This window comes from Dorea sp. (assembly GCF_977044405.1).
Window position 1 is genome coordinate 52,171 of record NZ_CDRRQK010000007.1, and the last position, 19,229, is coordinate 71,399.

Annotated in this window: 23 protein-coding genes; 6 read left to right on the plus strand and 17 right to left on the minus strand. The window is 38.6% G+C overall.

The annotated features are described in order from the left end of the window. Nucleotides 1–6 precede the first annotated feature (6 nt). Genes nadD through rsfS form a run of 3 tightly spaced genes read left to right on the plus strand, consistent with a single transcriptional unit; the run spans nt 7 to nt 1,569 of the window. The gene (gene nadD, locus ACWJAF_RS04910; RefSeq protein ID WP_448862580.1) at nt 7–627 is read left to right on the plus strand and encodes a nicotinate-nucleotide adenylyltransferase; all 621 of its coding nucleotides are present in this window, start codon (nt 7–9) and stop codon (nt 625–627) included. Beyond that, on the plus strand, nt 627–1,211 hold the full coding sequence (yqeK, locus tag ACWJAF_RS04915; protein WP_448862582.1) for a bis(5'-nucleosyl)-tetraphosphatase (symmetrical) YqeK: 585 nt from the start codon (nt 627–629) through the stop codon (nt 1,209–1,211). The genes nadD and yqeK overlap by 1 nt, the downstream gene beginning before the upstream one ends. 4 nt (nt 1,212–1,215) lie before the next feature. Further along, nucleotides 1,216–1,569 carry a ribosome silencing factor gene (gene rsfS / locus ACWJAF_RS04920; RefSeq protein WP_296029549.1) on the plus strand — a complete coding sequence of 118 codons (354 nt, stop codon included), beginning with the start codon at nt 1,216–1,218 and terminating at the stop codon, nt 1,567–1,569. Nucleotides 1,570–1,738: 169 nt separating this feature from the next. Here the strand turns inward: rsfS and lexA are convergent, their stop codons facing one another. After that, nucleotides 1,739–2,356 (minus strand): transcriptional repressor LexA, encoded by a 618-nt coding sequence (gene lexA / locus ACWJAF_RS04925; RefSeq protein ID WP_296029546.1) that lies wholly within the window; start codon nt 2,354–2,356, stop codon nt 1,739–1,741. A gap of 258 nt (nt 2,357–2,614) precedes the next feature. Between lexA and ACWJAF_RS04930 the strand changes: the two genes are divergently transcribed. Continuing rightward, a complete protein-coding gene (locus ACWJAF_RS04930; protein ID WP_448862583.1) occupies nt 2,615–3,007 on the plus strand; it encodes a LysM peptidoglycan-binding domain-containing protein in 393 nt (130 codons plus the stop codon). Between the two features lie 381 nt (nt 3,008–3,388). Beyond that, on the plus strand, nt 3,389–4,492 hold the full coding sequence (locus ACWJAF_RS04935) for a tyrosine-type recombinase/integrase (protein ID WP_448862585.1): 1,104 nt from the start codon (nt 3,389–3,391) through the stop codon (nt 4,490–4,492). A gap of 235 nt (nt 4,493–4,727) precedes the next feature. On the opposite strand, the gene ACWJAF_RS04940 is transcribed toward ACWJAF_RS04935, so the two are convergent. The 8 genes from ACWJAF_RS04940 to ACWJAF_RS04975 form a co-directional block, all read right to left on the minus strand. Continuing rightward, nucleotides 4,728–5,372: a cytidylate kinase-like family protein gene (locus ACWJAF_RS04940; RefSeq protein ID WP_448862587.1), complete on the minus strand. Its 645-nt coding sequence runs from the start codon at nt 5,370–5,372 to the stop codon at nt 4,728–4,730. A gap of 76 nt (nt 5,373–5,448) precedes the next feature. Further along, nucleotides 5,449–6,369: an RluA family pseudouridine synthase gene (locus tag ACWJAF_RS04945; RefSeq protein ID WP_448862589.1), complete on the minus strand. Its 921-nt coding sequence runs from the start codon at nt 6,367–6,369 to the stop codon at nt 5,449–5,451. Next, nucleotides 6,344–6,871: a signal peptidase II gene (lspA, locus tag ACWJAF_RS04950; protein ID WP_448862591.1), complete on the minus strand. Its 528-nt coding sequence runs from the start codon at nt 6,869–6,871 to the stop codon at nt 6,344–6,346. Before lspA ends, ACWJAF_RS04945 begins: the two co-directional genes overlap by 26 nt. Nucleotides 6,872–6,921: 50 nt before the next feature. Beyond that, nucleotides 6,922–7,677: a YlmH family RNA-binding protein gene (locus tag ACWJAF_RS04955; protein WP_448862593.1), complete on the minus strand. Its 756-nt coding sequence runs from the start codon at nt 7,675–7,677 to the stop codon at nt 6,922–6,924. A 2-nt stretch (nt 7,678–7,679) separates the two neighbouring features. Next, the gene (locus ACWJAF_RS04960) at nt 7,680–8,234 is read right to left on the minus strand and encodes a cell division protein SepF (protein WP_448862595.1); all 555 of its coding nucleotides are present in this window, start codon (nt 8,232–8,234) and stop codon (nt 7,680–7,682) included. 26 nt (nt 8,235–8,260) lie between these two features. After that, nucleotides 8,261–8,959 (minus strand): YggS family pyridoxal phosphate-dependent enzyme, encoded by a 699-nt coding sequence (locus ACWJAF_RS04965; protein ID WP_448862597.1) that lies wholly within the window; start codon nt 8,957–8,959, stop codon nt 8,261–8,263. Between the two features lie 16 nt (nt 8,960–8,975). Continuing rightward, nucleotides 8,976–10,349 (minus strand): HlyD family efflux transporter periplasmic adaptor subunit, encoded by a 1,374-nt coding sequence (locus ACWJAF_RS04970; protein WP_296092743.1) that lies wholly within the window; start codon nt 10,347–10,349, stop codon nt 8,976–8,978. Between the two features lie 42 nt (nt 10,350–10,391). Next, a complete protein-coding gene (locus ACWJAF_RS04975; RefSeq protein ID WP_448862599.1) occupies nt 10,392–11,339 on the minus strand; it encodes a TIGR01212 family radical SAM protein in 948 nt (315 codons plus the stop codon). 83 nt (nt 11,340–11,422) lie between these two features. Between ACWJAF_RS04975 and ACWJAF_RS04980 the strand changes: the two genes are divergently transcribed. Beyond that, on the plus strand, nt 11,423–11,623 hold the full coding sequence (locus tag ACWJAF_RS04980) for a DUF378 domain-containing protein (protein ID WP_296029512.1): 201 nt from the start codon (nt 11,423–11,425) through the stop codon (nt 11,621–11,623). Between the two features lie 41 nt (nt 11,624–11,664). Here ACWJAF_RS04980 and ACWJAF_RS04985 read toward each other — a convergent pair whose 3' ends face one another. The 8 genes from ACWJAF_RS04985 to mreD are packed head-to-tail and all read right to left on the minus strand — an operon-like array spanning nt 11,665 to nt 19,227. Beyond that, a complete protein-coding gene (locus tag ACWJAF_RS04985) occupies nt 11,665–12,654 on the minus strand; it encodes a D-alanyl-D-alanine carboxypeptidase family protein (protein WP_296092740.1) in 990 nt (329 codons plus the stop codon). Beyond that, nucleotides 12,638–13,033 carry a methylglyoxal synthase gene (gene mgsA / locus ACWJAF_RS04990; protein ID WP_296029506.1) on the minus strand — a complete coding sequence of 132 codons (396 nt, stop codon included), beginning with the start codon at nt 13,031–13,033 and terminating at the stop codon, nt 12,638–12,640. The genes ACWJAF_RS04985 and mgsA overlap by 17 nt, the downstream gene beginning before the upstream one ends. 13 nt (nt 13,034–13,046) lie before the next feature. After that, on the minus strand, nt 13,047–14,171 hold the full coding sequence (locus ACWJAF_RS04995) for an FtsW/RodA/SpoVE family cell cycle protein (RefSeq protein WP_296029503.1): 1,125 nt from the start codon (nt 14,169–14,171) through the stop codon (nt 13,047–13,049). Further along, nucleotides 14,168–14,380 (minus strand): cell division topological specificity factor MinE, encoded by a 213-nt coding sequence (locus ACWJAF_RS05000; RefSeq protein ID WP_296029500.1) that lies wholly within the window; start codon nt 14,378–14,380, stop codon nt 14,168–14,170. Before ACWJAF_RS05000 ends, ACWJAF_RS04995 begins: the two co-directional genes overlap by 4 nt. A gap of 12 nt (nt 14,381–14,392) precedes the next feature. Beyond that, on the minus strand, nt 14,393–15,184 hold the full coding sequence (minD, locus tag ACWJAF_RS05005) for a septum site-determining protein MinD (protein WP_448862603.1): 792 nt from the start codon (nt 15,182–15,184) through the stop codon (nt 14,393–14,395). Further along, a complete protein-coding gene (locus ACWJAF_RS05010; RefSeq protein WP_296029493.1) occupies nt 15,169–15,756 on the minus strand; it encodes a septum site-determining protein MinC in 588 nt (195 codons plus the stop codon). The genes minD and ACWJAF_RS05010 overlap by 16 nt, the downstream gene beginning before the upstream one ends. Nucleotides 15,757–15,776: 20 nt before the next feature. Next, entirely contained in the window at nt 15,777–18,716 is a 2,940-nt protein-coding gene (locus ACWJAF_RS05015) for a penicillin-binding transpeptidase domain-containing protein (RefSeq protein ID WP_448862605.1), read from the minus strand. After that, entirely contained in the window at nt 18,709–19,227 is a 519-nt protein-coding gene (gene mreD / locus ACWJAF_RS05020) for a rod shape-determining protein MreD (protein WP_296029487.1), read from the minus strand. Before mreD ends, ACWJAF_RS05015 begins: the two co-directional genes overlap by 8 nt. Between the last annotated feature and the right edge of the window lie 2 nt (nt 19,228–19,229).

The window sequence follows — 19,229 nt, forward strand, 5'->3', positions numbered from 1 at the left end:
ATTCAAATGAAAATAGGAATCATGGGAGGAACATTTGACCCGATCCATAACGGTCATTTAATGCTTGGCCATGCCGCTTTTAGGGCATTTCACCTTGACAAGATATGGTTTATGCCAAACGGAAACCCTCCCCACAAAAAAAGTTCTACAATAAAATCAAGTGCACAGGACCGGATGGAAATGACACGCCGCGCGATTGCGCCTTATCCGGAATTTGAATTACAGCCATATGAAGCATTACGCCAGGAGGTTTCCTGTTCTTATCAGACAATGGAATACTTTCATGTGCAATATCCGGATGATGAATTCTATTTTATCATCGGTGCCGACTCTCTTATGGCAATTGAAAGCTGGGTTCATCCGGAACGCTTATTTCCAACCTGTACGATTCTTGCCACCTATCGTGATGAGATCCGCACAAAAGAAGCTATGCTTGAACAGATCAGACATCTGAATCAAAAATACCATGCGAAGATCCGGCTGCTTGAGACATCCCTCATGCCGGTATCTTCCCATGAGCTCCGTGCGAAGATGAAAGCAGGAGTGCCGGTTGAAGCATATATCCCGGCTTCTGTAGAAACTTATATTCAGGAACAGAATTTATACAAAAAAGAAGGAAAAGAGTAATGGATGACAAGATTTTGAAATTACAGCATACATTAAAAAAAGAACTCGATGAAGATCGTTATCAGCATACCCTCGGAGTGATGTATACCTCTGCATCTATGGCCATGCGTTATGGCGCAGACGTTACACAAGCGCTTTTAGCCGGTTTACTCCATGACTGCGCAAAATGTATCCCTGGTGATAAAAAAATCCATCTCTGCGAAAAATACGGCCTTCCTGTATCAGATGTAGAATATGAAAACCCAGGTCTTTTACATGCCAGACTTGGTGCATATCTTGCAGAAAAAAAATATCATATTCATGACCAGGAGATTATCCATGCAATCAGCAGTCATACAACAGGACGTCCTGGTATGTCTCTCCTGGAAAAGATTGTCTTTATTGCAGATTATATCGAACCCGGAAGAAGAGAACTTCCAAATATGAAAGAAGTCCGACCTCTGGCTTTTAAAGATATTGATCAATGCCTTTACCGCATTCTGGAAGATTCCCTGGTCTATCTTAATAGCAGGAATATCTCTGTAGATCCTATGACACAGAAAACTTACGATTATTATAAAAACGAACTAAAAAAGGAGGCATAATCCTATGAATCAGGCGAAAGAAATGGCACGTATTGCATTTGAAGCGCTGGAAGATAAGAAAGGAGAAGATGTCTGTGCAATTGATATCTCATCCGTATCCGTTCTTGCAGATTACTTCGTAATTGCAAACGGAAACAGTGACAGCCAGGTACGTGCACTTGTTGAAAACGTAGAAGAGAAGATGCATAAAGCCGGCTATGCCGCAAAAGAAACCGAGGGACACAGAAGTGGCGCCTGGGTTCTGATCGATTTTGGCGATATCATTGTTCACATCTTTGATAAAGAGAACCGTCAGTTCTATAATCTGGAGCGTATCTGGAGTGACGGAAGAAAAATTAATGATGTAAATGAATTATAATTCTATAAAAACATCATATGCATAACACAAAAGCATCATATGATATAATATGTTATTCATATATCATTCATCCGGGTATTATACTTCGTAGAATGATATATGAATATTTTTTATTATATTGTACGATGCTTTTAAAATAAAATATTCTAATTAAAATTTAATTTGATATCTAATTGAAAAACCGGAAAACGCCTATTACTTTTCCCATAATCTGCACATCTTTTACAATGATCGGCTCCATGGTATCATTTTCCGGCTGCAGTCTGTATATTCCTTCTTCTTTAAAGAATCTTTTTACAGTTGCTCCATCTTCAACCAGTGCAACTATCATCTCACCGTTGTCCGCAACAGAAGTCTGTTCTACAAGTACGTAATCCCCATCCAGGATTCCTGCATTGATCATACTTTCTCCATGTACCTTTAACATAAATGTCTGCTTATTCGGCATATATTCCATCGGAACAGGGAAGTAGTTCTCGATATTCTGTTCTGCAAGAAGTGGTTCCCCTGCAGCAACATGCCCTATGATCGGAACATTTACCATTTCACGACGATTAAAATTAAACGAATCATCCAGAATTTCAATTGCACGTGGTTTTGTAGGATCCCTTCTGATGTAACCATTTTTTTCAAGAGTCTCAAGATGAGAATGAACAGAAGAGGTCGACTTCAGATGTACCGCCTCGCAGATATCTCTGACTGAAGGTGGAAATCCTCTTTCCAGTATCTGTGATTTTATATATTCTAGTATTTCCTGCTGTTTTGCACTTATTTTACCCTGTGCCATATGTATACCCTCCTTAAAATTTTCTTTCCGATGGATGTGTATACTTTATTTTACCATAGTACAGCCAAAAACGCAAACAGATGTTTAGAAAATATGTTCGAAAATTTTATTGACAAACGTTTGTTCTGTGTATATAATAGCAGTGTAGAGAACAAACGTTCGCAATTGATGAATTTCCGCGTAATCTGTCGTTTTTAGTAGAGGATGTCATCAATCGATACTCTTTCACATATTCATATCATTGAGGAGGGCATTTATATGAACAGAGAAAACAGACCATCTGGTAACAGCAATAACAAAAATCACAAAAACATACCACAAAAGAACAGCAGACGTAAAAAGAAAGCAGCATATAAACTTGCCGGCATACTCTTAACAGTCATAATTGTTATCGCATTAAGTGTTTTTCTCAGCGACCGACTGGTGAGTGCACATGACAATGCCGGTAGTCATTCATCCGACAGACCAAAGTATTATAAAAGTATTCAGATCAAAGCCGGCGATACGTTATGGCAGATTGCAGAGCAGAATATGTCTGATGAATATGATTCCATTACGGATTATATCTTAGAAGTAAAGCGGATCAATAATCTTGCATCAGATAACATTCAGTCAAGTCAGTATCTGATGATTCCATATTATAGCATGTAGGAATATGGAGCCAATATTGTTTATCCCCAATATTACAAAATATAAAGTAACAGTATAAAATAACAGTAGTACAAAAACTGATACACAAAATAAAAGCTGAAACACTTACATAATAGCAGCTTACATCCGAGGCAATGAATGAAAAAAGTAGTTCATTGCCGATTTCTAAGTGATTTCAATCTATACGACAAATACCAATTTTTCCAATAGATGTAGACGTACTCACGCATATCTGCTATAATTATATTGATTTTCGGGTTCATTGCCGATTTTCGAAATCACAAAATTTTGTTGTATTTTTATCTTTTATTGATTACTTATTTTATTTTCATACTATTTATTTTATGATCTACGATTTATAAATGGAGGTTTCTTATACTTATGATTGACTATTCATCCGATAATACAGCCAGCACGGCTACCAACAAAGTTCATACATATCATGAAAAAAATCAAATTGACCAGACACTTCGTTTGCGTGAAGTTTTAAAATCGTTGCCACCTTTTGTTAAGGACTATTTTCGTGCAATGGAACCAAAATCATCCGTCCGTACACGTATCAGCTATGCTTACGATATCCGTGTGTTTTTTCATTTTCTTTTGGAAAATAATCCTGTATACAAGAATTATACTCTGGACCAGTTTACGCTTCAGGATCTGGAAAGTCTGGAACCTGTTGATATTGAGGAATATCTGGAATACCTGAAGGTTTATAAACGCGATGATGACGGCGAACTTATTACCAATGGTGAAAAAGGCCTTGCCCGGAAAATGTCGGCACTTCGAAGTTTTTATGGATATTATTACAAACACCGTATGATTCAGAAAAACCCGACTCTTTTAGTCGACATGCCAAAACTACACGATAAAGCAATTATACGTCTGGATACAGATGAAGTTGCTATGTTACTGGACTTTGTGGAATCTGCCGGTCAGCATTTGTCCGGTCAGGCTCTTGCATATTATAAAAAAACCCGTGAACGGGATCTTGCAATATTGACACTTTTACTTGGTACAGGAATCCGTGTCTCTGAATGTGTAGGACTTGATCTGAAAGATGTTGATTTTAAGAACAATGGAATTATGGTAACCAGAAAAGGTGGCAGCCAGATGGTTGTATATTTTGGCGATGAAGTTGCCAAAGCTCTTCAGAATTACATAGAAGGTGATCGAAAAGCTACTACGCCCCTCTCCGGCCATGAACAAGCTCTGTTTTTATCCACACAGCGCAAACGCATGGGTGTCCAGGCGATTGAAAATATGGTCAAAAAATATGCCCGTCAGGTTACTCCTAATAAAAAAATCACCCCCCATAAGCTGCGTAGTACCTATGGTACTTCCCTTTATAAGGAAACCGGTGATATTTATCTGGTTGCCGATGTCCTCGGGCATAAAGACGTTAATACAACGAAAAAGCATTATGCTGCCATTGACGATCACCGCAGACGCGTTGCTGCATCTGCCGTAAAATTGCGTGAATTATAAGCTAAAACAATATACACCACTGCCCTCTCTGCCAACTCAATTTACCGCAATACACAACTTCCTTTATATATTATTTGTCTTCAAAAACTTCTGGGCTGTCAGATATTCATAAGAATTAAAATTCCTGTAATTAATATCTGACAGCCCAGAGGTTTTACATTATTTACTATTTATTTACTTTTTAAGATAGTTTTTAAGAGTTTTACATCTCTCTTTCATCTATACTTTGTTATAATTATAATTTCGGATCGGTTATGCTCTCTCTTAATGCTACCAGCTGTTCAATTGCTTCTGCTGTTCCATCAATACCAAGGATTGAGCTGTCAAGACAGATATTATAACTTTCTGCAGCTCCCCATTTTTTGTTGCTGTAATAATTATAATAGCTGGAACGTCTTTTGTCTGTTTTCTTAATAAGTTCTTTTGCTTTTGCATCTGTCAGGTCATAGATTCTTGCGATTCTGCGGATACGTGCATCCATATCTGCATGTATAAATACACTCAATACGTTGCTATATTCTTCCAATGCATAATCTGCACATCGTCCTACAAGGATGCACGGTCCTTCATCCGCAATCTTACGGATTGTGTCAAACTGTGCCAGGAATATCTTATGGTTGATTGGCATATCTGTATAACTTGAAGATGGATATCCAAATGAGTAAGAATCCATTACCAGTGAATAGAGAAAGCTATTCGTCGGTTTTTCATCATGTGTTTCAAACAATTCTTCGCAGATACCACTTTCTTTTGCAGCTCGTTCTAACATTTCCCTGTCATATAACTTAATTCCCAGATCTTCCGCAACCTTATATCCTATCTGGCGGCCTGCACTTCCATATTCCCTACCGATCGTAATAATTGTATTCGTTTTTGCCATATAAATCACGCTCCTAAAAATAGTATATGTATATTATACAGCAAACTTAGATAAATGTATAGAATTTTCGCATAATTTAACAACATTTATTCCTTAGTCTGTCTAATAATTCAGAGAAGTATTCCGGAAGTGGTGCATTTACTTCCAGATATTCTCCTGTTCTTGGATGTATTACCCCTAATGTCTTCGCATGCAGTGTCTGTCCCTGAAGTCCCTTAAACGGACATTTCTTTGGTCCATACACCTCATCTCCCACCAGCGGATGCCCGATGCTGGCCATATGTACACGGATCTGATGCGTACGGCCGGTTTCAAGCTGGCATTGAATATAAGTATACTCTCCAAAACGCTCTAATACTTTATAATGTGTCACTGCATTCCGTCCGTTCTTACAATGCGTACTCATCTTTTTCCGGTCCGTCGGATGTCGTCCGATTGCTGCATTGACCGTCCCTGAGTCTTCTTTTATGTTGCCGTGAACGATTGCTACATAAATTCTCTGGATAGAATGCTCTTTCAACTGCTCCGACAGACTCTGATGTGCCATATCATTTTTACATACAACCAGTGATCCGGTCGTATCCATGTCAATCCGGTGGACGATTCCCGGACGCATACATCCATTAATTCCAGAAAGTTCATTACCACAATGATACATCAATGCATTGACAAGTGTTCCGGAATAATGTCCGGGTGCAGGATGCACAACCATCTGTTTTGGTTTGTTGATCATGATCAGATCTTCATCTTCATACAGAATATCTAATGGAATGTCTTCAGGCTCTATATCCGGCTCTTTTGCCTCTGGCATAGTTACTTCTACCCTGTCTTCAAAAGAAAGCCTGTAATTGGATTTTACAGGCTTCTGATTGACTTTCACATATTCCTCTTTGATTAATTTCTGTATATAAGATCTCGATCTGTCTTCTAACTCTTCTGAAAGATAGCGGTCCAGACGCTGCCCCTCTGTATTATGATCGATGAAATACTCTTTCAAGTTCTTCCTCCTTATAATAAAACAAAACTAATACTATCAGCAAAAATGCTGCAACTGTTACATAGATATCCGCAACATTAAAAATCGGGAAATTGATCAGTTTAAAATAGAAAAAATCAACTACGTAATTCAGTCTGATGCGGTCAATACAATTACCAAATGCTCCAGACAGGATCAATACTGCACAAATACGAAGCGGCAGATACTTTTTTTCCATCGGAACCTTCCCATAAAACCATATTACAACAAGCGAGATTACTAGCACGCTGATGTAAAAAAAGATTCTCTGATTCTGAAACAGGCCAAATGCAGCTCCTCTGTTTTCCAGATATTCCAGTTGGAATACATTCCTGATCAGGACATACGCTGATTGTCCTTTTAGTTGCTGTACAACGATTTCTTTGGTAAACTGATCCAGAAAGACTAATATACATACACTAACAACGGCCATCATATAGTGTCTGATACGACCGTTTTGCTTATTGCTATTTTCAATACTCATACGCTTTCATACTCCTCGACATGCTACTATATAATCTGACATTTCTATGATCAGATATATTTACGAACAGAGACCATATAACGTCCCTTTTTTGTTTCTGACAGAATTCCCTGATAAGATATTCTTCCTGTTTTTCTTACAGAAATGATGTCGCCATCTTTCAGACGGTATCCATTACTGGTAATTAATTTTCCATTTACAAATACATTTCCTGCTTCAATCTGTGGTGTGATCTTACTTCTGGAAACCGGATACGCAAGCGCAAGTACACTGTCCAGACGGATCGATGATACGGTTCCCTTTAATTCTTCATACCGTGGTTCATAATCCATCGCAAACTGGTCACTCAGTGCCGTCTTTATATTTGTATGGCGGATCTTTGTCAGATTATCCATGACATACTCCACCATTTCTTCTTTTACAAATATAACTGCTCTCTGGTCTTCAACAATAATATCACCTATTTTGCACCTTTCAATTCCTAGATTCATTAGTGCTCCAAGATAATCTCTGTGATTTAATTCTTCCGCAAAACGCTTGTTAGCCGGCGTGATTTCTATTGTCCGAACAGGATATTCATAATCATAATAAAGAGCATCAGGTAGAAATACAGCCATCTGACGCTCTGATAAGTCATAGCCACCGTATGTCTCGTATTGAGATAAAAACATATCTTTCGGTGTCGTATGAAGAATATTCAATTCATTCAAATTAAGAAAGTCAGAAAATACAACGATTCCTCTGTTATATGCCAGCCGTGATAACTCTATCAGCCGTTTCTGCAACATACTTTCTTCTTTATTCATAATTAAAATCTAGACCTCATAGACGAAGAATCCAGGGATGTATTAAGAAGATCCTGTAAATCTCCGGAAATGTCTACATTTGTAGGTGTTACCAGGAATATGTAGTTTGAAATCTTCTGAAGATTTCCACTAATTGCAAATGTAGCACCTGAAGTAAAGTCAATGATACGCTGTGCAATTTCAAGATCCAGACCTTCCAGATTCAGGATTACTGTGCGTCCGCTAAGTAATGTCTCTGTAATTTCTCTTGAATCTTCTACAGAAGTTGGTTTAATCACACAGACTTCCATATTAACAGTCCTTCTTGCAGGCTGGCGCATCGGAGTTACTTTATTATTAGCGAATGAAGATTTTACTTTTGCTGATCCATGATCTTCTTCTTCGTATTCTTCCGTTTCCCTTTCTACTTCTTTTTTCGGTCTGTGGAAGAAACTTCTCTTTGGTTTCTCTTCATACTCATCTTCATATTCGTCATCATCGAAGAAATCATCATCATCAAAATCGTCTTCTCCGTCATCTAACTTCATGATATTTAAGAACTTATCTAAAACACCCATTTTTTAATAAATCTCCTATCTTCCGTTTATACTTGCTGCGTGTAGTCACGCGCTCCAAAAATTCCGGTTCCTACACGGACCATAGTGGCCCCTTCTTCTATGGCAACCTCATAATCATTTGTCATACCCATAGAAAGAATGCTCATAGTAATATTATCAATGTTTTTCGCTGCTATGTCAACAGATAATTTCCGTAATTCCGCAAAAATCGACCTGTTTTCTTCCGGATTCTCCACAAATGGTGCAATTGTCATCAATCCTTTTACCCGGATATGTGAAAATTTTGAAATCTGTTCAACAAACTCCGGAACCTCTTCTGGCATGAGCCCGAATTTACTTTCTTCTTTTGCTACATTTACTTCAATCAAAACATTGGCTGTCACATTATGCTTTTCTGCTTCTTTATCTATCGTTTCTGCCAGACGGATAGAATCTACTGAATGGATCAGATCTACTTTATCAATAATGTATTTTACCTTGTTCCGCTGCATATGGCCGATCATATGCCAGTGAATATCTTTTGGCAGGACTTCATACTTTGATGCCAGCTCCTGTGCTTTATTTTCTCCATTTACGCGAACACCGAGCTCATATGCCTCCTGAAGCATTTCCACTGGTTTTGTTTTGCTTACTGCAATCAGTGTTACTTCTTTCCTCTTTCTTCCGGCACGGTCACACGCTGCCTGAATATTTTCCTCGACTTTTTCAAGATTTTCTTTTAACATATATTACCACTCCTTTTTAAGATACCACATCGCCCTCATGGACATCTTTTCCATTTAAAGCAATGTGATCATAATTTGACAGTCCATAATTATCGCCATTTTGTATAATATAATACTCATCACTTTCGCACAGAATCTGTATCTGTCTGAACACAGCATAACCACGATTAATGTTATAAACACCTTTTAGTTTTCTGGTTTTTTTAATTTTATAGCTGTCTTCAGAATCTGGTTTGCGAAGTGTTGTATTTTCTTTAAAATCATCTTTACTTACATATACCAGTCCATTGATGGCATCCCGGTAATAAATGTTAATGGACTGAAATTCTGCATGTTCTTTTCCGGTGTCAACCAATACTCCGGTAGCATTGCTATTCCCACCCTGTGTCAGATAGTCGTCCGGAATCACATAAAAACTTTTTGTTGTAACAGCCGATTTTGGAATTTTAAGTCCCGACTGGTCCTCTAAAACTAATTCTACATCCACAAAACGGTCTTGCGCATAACGTACCATAGAATTGTCAAATGTCAGATAACCAAGATACGATCCATTGACCTTTTTTACAGAAAATACAGCTGTCATCGTCTCATTATCTTTCGGGAACCTCACCTGTACACTCAATGCATCCTTTAATTCTTTTGCAGTCTGCTTTCCAAGCGGCACGATCAAGGTCCAGTCATCATCACTGACAATTTTATATACCGGATCACCGGATTTGATCTTTGTATTATTTTTCTGCTCTGTTTTGTTATAATTTTTTTTACTCAACATTTCCGGTGTCACATCAGCCGGTTTTATATTCTCAAATCCATCGGTTGAGTACAGAATAATTCCATCCGCTTCTGCAGAATAAATTGCAAGCCCGTCGGTATCCGAATCCACCATCTGAGCCAGCTGCTCTTGCTTGCTCTGATTTGACTTGCCATCCAGTATACTGTCGATAGAACTGCGAAGTGTATAGATATCACTAAAACTTTCATCTACATAATTTTCACAAAATGTCTGTGTCTTCTGTCGAATCGAGTCCTGCTCTGCAGATGTAAGTTTCTGTGTCTTTTTTTTGTCCTCCTCAAATTGAAGTTTTTGATCTGAGAGAGCATAAACTTCAGTTTTCGCACCCACTTTACTTCCTTCTGATACGAAATAATTCACATATCCCTTTCCATCCGAACGTATGACGGTTTCATTACGCAATGCCAGTCCTGTATACGTACTATCCCGCAAAATAGACCCTTCTCTTACCTCATAAACGGATATATGTTGTGCTGTCAGATATAATAATACTGTCATCACAAGATAAATAAATACAACACCAAAAATAATAATTCCTATATTAACATGCTTTTTCTTCTGGTACACCTTTATATTGGATGCATCATTTCCAGTCAAAATTCATAGCCTCCTGTTCTGTACTCATTTACTCCAATAAAATTATTCTAATAATTTTAAAGCAGCGCCATCCAGATAGTGAAACCTCTTTCCCTGATAGCTGTCCGCTGTCTCCATCATCAAAAAAAGCTTATCCCGCAGCTTCCACCAGCTGGTATTCCAATTGCAGAATACCGCATCTTTTTCCGGAATACGGCTAAACAAACGCTCAACTGCTATATCTGGCTTCAGATATTCCAAAAATAACATTAACCGCTGCAAATATTCTTCTTTTGAGCATAGCGTTATTGTATCATTTTCATACGCTTCGCACAACTGCGTGTTTTTTGCAATATACAAAGAATGTACTTTTACAATCTGGATTGGAAGTGCAGACAAGATCTTTGCAGTTTCTATCGCGTCAATCGTTTCATCTGATGGAAGATTCAAAATAACATGTGTACATATCTCAAACGAATATCTGCTGATACGAAGAACTGCATCGATGAACTCGGCCAATCCATGTCCACGTGATATGTATTCTAATGTACGGTAATTAACTGTCTGTAGTCCAAGCTCTATGGTAATCTGTATTCCGGTTCTTCCCCGTATTTCATCCAGGACATCCAGATAATCTTCCCTGATACAATCAGGTCTGGTAGAAATTGCAATTTCCACAATATCCGGAACCTTTGCCGCCTCTTCCATATATTTACGGAATTTTTCAAGTGGCAGAAATGTATTGGTATAATTTTGAAAATAAGCAATAAACTTATGTGCATGATAACGTCGTTCAATATATGTCCTTGTTTTCTCCAGTTGTTCTGCCACCGGTACACTCTGTTCCATTGCTTCGAATCCGGTTCCATTTTCCGCACAAAAAGAACATCCTCGACCTGTAATTCTGTTCGGACAGGTTACCGGCAGATTAACCGGAAGCTTATATACTTTCTCGCCATATCTTTTTTTTAGATAATCCGAATACGGATAATATCGTTCATTTTCAGCCATTATTTTATTCCTTTCAAAAATAGTGTATATTAATTCCCACTTCTGTTCATACTGATAGCAGAAGATAAAAGGAGGATACTTACATGAAATGGTTTGATAATACGGCACTTACACTTGTTATCATCGGTGCACTTAACTGGCTTCTGGTAGGGGTATTCCGTCTCGACCTGGTAGCCCTTATCTTCGGAAATCTGACCTGGATTTCCCGCATTATCTATACTTTAATTGGTTTATGCGGGCTTTATCTGATCAGCCTTTATGGAAGAATAAAAAGTTCGTCCTAAAAAAGGGGTATCCGTTATCAGGATGCCCCTTTTCAAATTTTTTATTCTGGAATTGCTTCTACGATTGCCGTCATATCTTTATATAAGAGAGACTTGGTATCTGCATTCATCACAATAGAAATATATGGATGATCATCCTCTTCTGTCAACAGGATCAGACAGTTTCCTGCTAAATCCGTAGTTCCGGTTTTTCCACCAATTACAGTTACATTATCCGGCTTTGCGGCCTCTCCGGTGGCATAAAAGTTCGTCGGCTCCCATGTTACACTCCGGACGGTTCCATCACTGCCTTTAATATTGACTGTATGTGATTTCGCACGGATAATTTTTACAAAATCATCATGCTTGATACACTCATTAAATATCAGATAAAGATCATAAGCTGTTGTATAATGATTATCGTTATGTAACCCATTTGAATTAACGAAATGTGTTCCGGTTGCCATCAGTTTTTTTGCTTCTTTATTCATCATGTCTGCAAATGCTTCTTCGCTTCCGGCTATGTAATCCGCAATTGCCACTGCATTATCATTTCCTGAATGAAGTAATAATCCATACAACAGATCTGACAATTTCATCTGATCACCCGCTTTGATTCCGCAAGTCGCCTCATCCGCAGCAAAATTACTTACATCTGCATCCTGAGACACTGTTACGACATCTGACAGATCTGCATTTTCCATTGCTACCAATGCTGTCATAATCTTTGTCGTACTTGCCGGATATACTTTATCAAACATCTGATAAGAAAAGTCTACTTTTCCGTTATCAACATCGAACAGAGCTGCTGAATGTAATGTACCTGTCTCCGTTTTTGTGATTCCTTTCAGATCAACATCATCCGATGCTACACACAGATCTGAAGCAAATAATTTCCCTTTGTATACATTTTTATTATAATTTTCTGTTTCATATTCTGCCACAACACCTTTACCGCCGAAGATAGTTCCTACACCAGAACATCCTGTTGCCACAACAGTGGTAAGTGAAAGCATGGCTATCATTTTTGAATATCTACCGATACATCTCACGCCAGTCTAAGTCTCCTCTATCTATTGCTAATATAATAATTTCAGCCGTAGCAAGATTGGTTGCCAACGGGATATTATAGGTATCACACATACGGATAACATCATTCAGATCTGGATCATGAGGCTTTGGATTTGATGGTTCTCTTAAGAAAATCAGTGCGTCAATGTCATTCTGTGCAATCTGAGCCCCAAGCTGTTGCTTTCCTCCTAAAGGACCTGCGAGATATTTATGAACCTTCAAGTTCGTAACTTCTTCTATTAATCTTCCGGTTGTCCCTGTTGCATAAAGATTATGTTTACTTAATATACCTCTATATGCAATACAGAAGTTCTGCATTAATGCTTTTTTCGAGTCATGTGCTATCAGACCTATATTCATTGTCATTCACTCCTTACTGGTATTTTTTCGGTTGTAATCCAACGTTCAAGACAAGTCCTATTCCAATATATAAACTTACAAGAGATGTCAGACCATAGCTGACAAATGGTAATGGAACTCCGGTATTCGGCAAAATTTTAGTAGCAACACCAATATTGATAAAACTCTGTATGCCGATCAGCCCTCCGACACCACAACATATAATTCTTCCTGCAAGGTCTTGCGATCGTATCCCAACTAAGATACATTGTATCACAATTAACAGTAATAACGCAATAATTATACATCCTCCAACAAAGCCTAATTCTTCACCGATGATTGCAAATATAAAGTCCGTCTGAGGCTCCAGTATAAAGTTACCATTCTTTACAGAGGTTGTCGTATTGTTATTCAGTCCTTTTCCGGTAAGTTGTCCAGATCCGATGGCCATAACAGAATTTTTCTGCTGATATGCTTCATCACTTTCATACTTCTCAGGCTCAATAAATGCAAGGATTCTGGCCTGCTGATAATCCTTCAGAATTTTCTGATTTGGCTGGACAACAATGCTTAGAAAAATAACTGCAACCGGTATAAGAATCACCAGAACCGTTCCGATGAATTTATAACTAAGTCCTGCTACATAGATCATCAGGCAGATCATAAGTGCTGTACAAATTGTAGTGGAAAGATTTGGCTCAATTAAAATAAGTGCCAGTGGTATTCCTGCTAATACAGCATACTTTATCAATGTAAATTTATCACTGACCTCTTCTTCATGTTCCATCAGGAACTTGGCAAAAAATATAATAAGTAATATCTTTGCCACCTCTGATGGCTGGAACTGCAGAAAACCAATCTTGATCCATCTGGTTGCACCATTTACATTTTCACCAAAAAGTTTTACTGCCACCAGCATAATGATCGAAAGCACATACAATACCCAGTAAAAGTTTATAATCCACATATAATCAATCAGTGAAACTACGATCATGGCAACCATTCCAATCACTACTCCGAGAATCTGTTTGCTCTGAAGAGATGATTTTGCACTACCTACAACCAGAATACCAATAACTGACAATATTGCTACAAGTGCTACAATTCCGAATTTATAATTTTTTAAATGATATGGTTTAGTAAATCTATGTGATCTCACGTTTCTTCTCCTGCTATTTTTATCACTACTTGTGAACGGGTAATCTCTACTTGAAAATTCTCTTCAGTAATCTCCATATATTTTGAAAGGGTTTCGTACAAATCTTTACAGATGTGTTCATATGCAGATGGAGTACACTGTACCCGGTCTGACACAACCAACGCCTTCAGGCGGTCCTTTGCAATGGACACAGAAGAATTTTTCAACATATCAGAAGCCTCCTAATTCTTCTTGAATGCATGGGAAAGTCTTGAAAAGAATCCTTTTCCTGCCTCCATGTTCATATAAGGGACTTCCATACCCATAATACGTTTGCATATGTTCATATATCCAGTTCCGGCTTTTGACTCCATTCCAATTACCGGCTCTCCCTGATTCGTGCCGATTACAACTTGCTCGTCGTCCGGAAGAACACCGATCAACGGAACCGAAAGGATCTCTGTCACATCATCAACCGACATCATATCCCCACGTTTAACCATATCCATACGGATACGGTTAATGATCAGATCAATCTGTTTGATGTGGTTTTGCTCCAAAAGACCTATGATACGGTCTGCATCCCTGATAGACGATACCTCCGGTGTCGTAACTACCAGTGCCCGGTCAGCTCCGGCGATGGCATTTTGGAAACCTTGTTCGATTCCCGCAGGGCAGTCCAGAAGTATGTAGTCAAATTCTTCCTTTAACTCTGCTGTCAGTTTTTTCATCTGTCCAGGCGATATGGCTGACTTGTCTTTTGTCTGTGCGGATGGCAGTAAATAAAGATTTTCATATCTGCTGTCACGGATCAGTGCCTGCTTCAAGCGGCAGCTTCCTTCAATTACATCTACCAGATTATAGACAACCAGATTTTCCATTCCCATTACAACATCCAGATTTCTAAGTCCAAGATCTGTATCGATAATGACTACTTTTTTATCCAGTTTTGATAATCCGGCTCCTATATTGGCAGTTGTTGTTGTCTTTCCAACCCCGCCTTTTCCAGATGTAATTACTATAACTTCGCCCATGAATAACTTCCTCCTATAACTGGTTTTACTTCAATTTCTCCGATACGCAGTCTCTTCGGCTGCATATGAAGTGCTGCGATCACAGCATCTTTACGCCCCGTAGCTCCGGCGATCACGGTTCCATAGATGGTCCCTGTTACAATTACATTGCCCTTGGAGGCAACAGTAGCTCCCTCCTCAATATCACCGATGATCACTATGCTCTGTTCTGATTCCAGAACCTGTCTTCCTCTTAAAGTACCTTTATAGAACTGTCCGTCTCTTTCATGGACTGCTTCCAGACTTTCATCCAGCAGTTTTTTATGGACCTGTTCTGTAACCGTATTTTTTTCAATAATACACAGTATCTTTATATCAGCAGCCGACTCGATTGTCTCCGTCAGCTGCTGTTCTTCTTCTTTTGTGAAAGAACGGCCTTCATATTCCACGATCATCTTTGCATGATTAAAAAACTTTGTTGCTGCCTTAAATTTCCCACTTACATCCTCTAAAAGTTTTTCAAACGGGTGATCCGGATTAAAATATATGGTAATGCCGTATTTGTTACTCTTGATGAGTACAGAGTCTTTCACATAGAATCATCCTTTCTTTTTTAATCACCAGCACCTGTTCCTGTACTGATACCTGAAGCTTCCCCTGTAATCAGTTCGTCCTCCGGTGTTACCTGATAATAGTATTCCATAACATCATTTCCGACCTCCGCTGCAAATGTTGAACTGTAACCATTCGCAATACGGATTGCAAATGCAATCTCTGGATCATTGCTTGGCGCAAATCCAACAAACAATCCATGGTCCGGATGTGTCTTACTCTGCTGTGCTGTACCCGTTTTTCCGGATAACTGCACATTACTTGCATTCAATTTTGTAAAGATATCTCCATGTTCTGAAGTTACAACTGCCCTCATACCTTCATGCACAGCATTCCACGTACTTGATGATACATCTGTAATCTTATTTTTCACTTCAGGAGTATAATCTTCTACTACATTGCCTTTGCTGTCTGTTACTTTATCAAGAATGCTTAAATTATATACTGTTCCTTCATTAGCAACTGCAGTAATATATCTTGCCAGCTGACTGGTTGTATAGTTATTCGTACCTTGTCCAATCGCAGATAATACTGCGTTATCATCTGAAATCTGTGGTTCTGATTCCGGAATCTCCATGCCGGATGTCGCCCCCAGACCAAATTCCTCTGCATATTTCTGTAATCTCGCAATTCCTCGTTCACTTGAGTAATAATTCTGCGTCGTTTTGTTATCTGTTGTATCTCCGGTTTCCTGTGCTTCACCTGCACTGTTTAACCCAAGTCTGTAACCGACCTCATAGAAGAAATCATTACATGAATGCTGAATTGCCTGCGATACTTTCAAATTACCATGTGCAGATGGATAAATCCAGCATCTTGGATTTGGAGTTACTCTTTTATATACTCCCGCACAGGTAATATACGTATTCGTATCTATCACACCTTCTGTCAATCCTGCGATTGCCGCAAGCGGCTTGTAAGTAGAACCAGGCGCTGTCTTTTCCTGTGTCGCATTATTATAGAATGGACGTGAACTATTCGTAAGCAATTTACTGTAATAATCAGAATCCATAGTATTTGCAAGTTTATTGTTGTCATATCCCGGATAAGATACGCACGCAAGTACTTCTCCGGTCTTCGGATCCGTCGCTACCATAGAACCGGTACAAGGCTCCAGACCAATCTGTCCAGGTGTGATCTGTAATGACTGGATCTTACTACGCATAAAATCATAGGCTGCAACCCTTCCGGCTCTTAACCCATTATACTGCGCCTCATCCATTTCCAGGACTCCCTGTTCATAAAGCATCATACATACCTGACGTCCTGTTATAGTTCCGGACTTGATCATATACCGATATACCAGCTTATCAAAGCTGTTGTCCGTATTGATATAATCCATAATATAGTTCACGATTCCCTGATATACTTCGCTTGAATCCGAATATTGTTCATTCGAATTCACATAATTCTTCAAAAGGGATGTATCTACCCAGTTTTTGGAAATTGCATAATTCAGGTACGTATATACATTAATGGATTCATCTTCTTTCCAGGCTTTATACGTATCATCATTTGTATCAATCGCTTTTGACATCAATACACCGGTTCCATTTGTCAGGACATCCGTTACAAGATAGGTCAGATAAGCCTGTACTTCTTTTGGCTGATCACTGTAAGCAGCAGCCTTTTGATTATTAAAGATATCAGTAAGTGAATTCTTCACCGTTTCTTTTCTGCTGGCAAATAATGACGCAACCTGTTTTTCAGCATCTCCGGCATTTGCATCAGAAAAATGCGTCATATCAAGAACATCATTTCCTATCATTGCATTATATACATCACCAATCGGAATAACCACATCACTTCCGTCATCTACCTTATTACGGTCAAAATCCAGGCTGTTCTGAATCTTAGTAAGTAATACACCCGCCAATTCCTGTTCCAGAATGTTGTATGCTGCTTTCTGAAGGTTTGCATCAATGGTCAGATACAGATCATTTCCTGCTTTCGGCGTTTTTCCTTTTACCGTTTTTATAACCTTACCTACATTGTTAACGTAGAGTTTTTCGCTTCCTTTTTTCCCTTGCAGCTGTGCATCCATGGTTTTTTCAATTCCAGATTTACCAACTGTATCGGTTTTACTGTATTCTTCCTGCTCAGACTCACTCAATGCATCGAACTCTTCCTGGGAAATCTGTCCGGTATAGCCAATGATATTTGCAAAACACTTACTGTCGGTATACTTTCTGAGCGTTTCTTCTTCTACATTGATTCCTGATAATTTGTCAAGATTTTCCATTACATCTGCAACAGTAGCTTCACTGACATCTTCGGCAATTGTTGTTGAGATATACTTCTGATAGCTGTTCAGCCAGATCTGATAACGGATATTGATCAGCTTTAATACCATCGATTTTTCCATATTCTCTTCGTCAATTCCAAATTTCTGCTTGTCTGTGCAAAGATAATGAATCACCTCATCAGCTGTCAGTGCTTTTTGCTTTGCAGACAGCTGATCGATCGTAGCTTTTCCATACACATCCGCAATAAAGCGTAATTTCTGTGTCTCATTTTGAGCAACAAACTGATAATTATTATTGCTGTCAAGAATAATACCAAAGTTATTAATCACGGTATCTCCGTTAGATTCTACCATCTCAATAACTGTCGAAATAGTTTTATTCAGTACTTTGTTCTGCTGTGCGATACTGTCATAAGATCCATTATCTTCAATCGTTACCGAATAAGCCAGTTCATTATAAGCGAGCAGTGTACCATTGCGGTCATAGATATTTCCTCTGGTTCCCTGTATCTCTTTTGTCTTCTGTATCTGCAGTTTATAATCATCGAGATACTCCTGCCCTTTTACAATCTGTAAATAGAATATTCTCTGTACCAGTATGGCTGACGTAATGCAAAACACAACGATCAAGACGAATATTCGAGATTGTACGATTCCTGCAATTCCGGATTTTATCCGTTCCCATAAACTATACAAATTTGCTTGCACTCCTTTGTTCTTCTGCTTCTAGTTTCTTATTAATGTGTAATATAATCTGATAAAGGACTAATGTTACCAGAATCGTGTATACCAGTTCCGGCAGAATTATCTTTCTCAGATACGCTTCAAAAGCAAAGTCCCCCCGTAAAAGATACATACAAAAGTATGTAACCAAGCCATATATCAATTCACTGACTGCAATCAATGCAATCGGTAATTTGACATCATCGTCATAAAAAAGTCTGCGAAGTGATCCATTCATATAGCCGATCACTGCAAAAAGTAATGTGTAAAATCCAAGGGTATTCCCCCAGAACACATCTATCAGGAAGCCAGACACCACACCTACTGCAAGGCCTTCTTTTTTCCCACGCATCAGACCAAGCGAAGACGTAACAATAATCAACAGATTCGGCTTGATCGACGCAAATGATAACTTGTGAAATAGTGTACATTCCATAAGAAAGCAGACTATAATAATAATAAAAGTTATTACTTTTCTTTTCATAT

Excerpts from the sequence above, each read along its gene's own strand:
- yqeK (WP_448862582.1), top strand. The coding sequence starts at position 627 with ATGGATGACAAGATTTTGAAATTACAGCATACATTAAAAAAAGAACTC.
- ACWJAF_RS04965 (WP_448862597.1), bottom strand. The coding sequence starts at position 8,959 with ATGTTAAAAGAAAATCTTGAAAAAGTCGAGGAAAATATTCAGGCAGCG.
- lspA (WP_448862591.1), bottom strand. The coding sequence starts at position 6,871 with ATGAGTATTGAAAATAGCAATAAGCAAAACGGTCGTATCAGACACTAT.
- mreD (WP_296029487.1), bottom strand. The coding sequence starts at position 19,227 with ATGAAAAGAAAAGTAATAACTTTTATTATTATTATAGTCTGCTTTCTT.
- rsfS (WP_296029549.1), top strand. The coding sequence starts at position 1,216 with ATGAATCAGGCGAAAGAAATGGCACGTATTGCATTTGAAGCGCTGGAA.
- ACWJAF_RS04940 (WP_448862587.1), bottom strand. The coding sequence starts at position 5,372 with ATGGCAAAAACGAATACAATTATTACGATCGGTAGGGAATATGGAAGT.
- ACWJAF_RS04960 (WP_448862595.1), bottom strand. The coding sequence starts at position 8,234 with ATGGGTGTTTTAGATAAGTTCTTAAATATCATGAAGTTAGATGACGGA.
- ACWJAF_RS04935 (WP_448862585.1), top strand. The coding sequence starts at position 3,389 with ATGATTGACTATTCATCCGATAATACAGCCAGCACGGCTACCAACAAA.
- ACWJAF_RS05000 (WP_296029500.1), bottom strand. The coding sequence starts at position 14,380 with ATGTTGAAAAATTCTTCTGTGTCCATTGCAAAGGACCGCCTGAAGGCG.
- lexA (WP_296029546.1), bottom strand. The coding sequence starts at position 2,356 with ATGGCACAGGGTAAAATAAGTGCAAAACAGCAGGAAATACTAGAATAT.
- nadD (WP_448862580.1), top strand. The coding sequence starts at position 7 with ATGAAAATAGGAATCATGGGAGGAACATTTGACCCGATCCATAACGGT.
- ACWJAF_RS04980 (WP_296029512.1), top strand. The coding sequence starts at position 11,423 with ATGAAATGGTTTGATAATACGGCACTTACACTTGTTATCATCGGTGCA.
- ACWJAF_RS04930 (WP_448862583.1), top strand. The coding sequence starts at position 2,615 with ATGAACAGAGAAAACAGACCATCTGGTAACAGCAATAACAAAAATCAC.
- ACWJAF_RS04955 (WP_448862593.1), bottom strand. The coding sequence starts at position 7,677 with ATGAATAAAGAAGAAAGTATGTTGCAGAAACGGCTGATAGAGTTATCA.
- mgsA (WP_296029506.1), bottom strand. The coding sequence starts at position 13,033 with ATGAATATAGGTCTGATAGCACATGACTCGAAAAAAGCATTAATGCAG.
- minD (WP_448862603.1), bottom strand. The coding sequence starts at position 15,184 with ATGGGCGAAGTTATAGTAATTACATCTGGAAAAGGCGGGGTTGGAAAG.
- ACWJAF_RS04975 (WP_448862599.1), bottom strand. The coding sequence starts at position 11,339 with ATGGCTGAAAATGAACGATATTATCCGTATTCGGATTATCTAAAAAAA.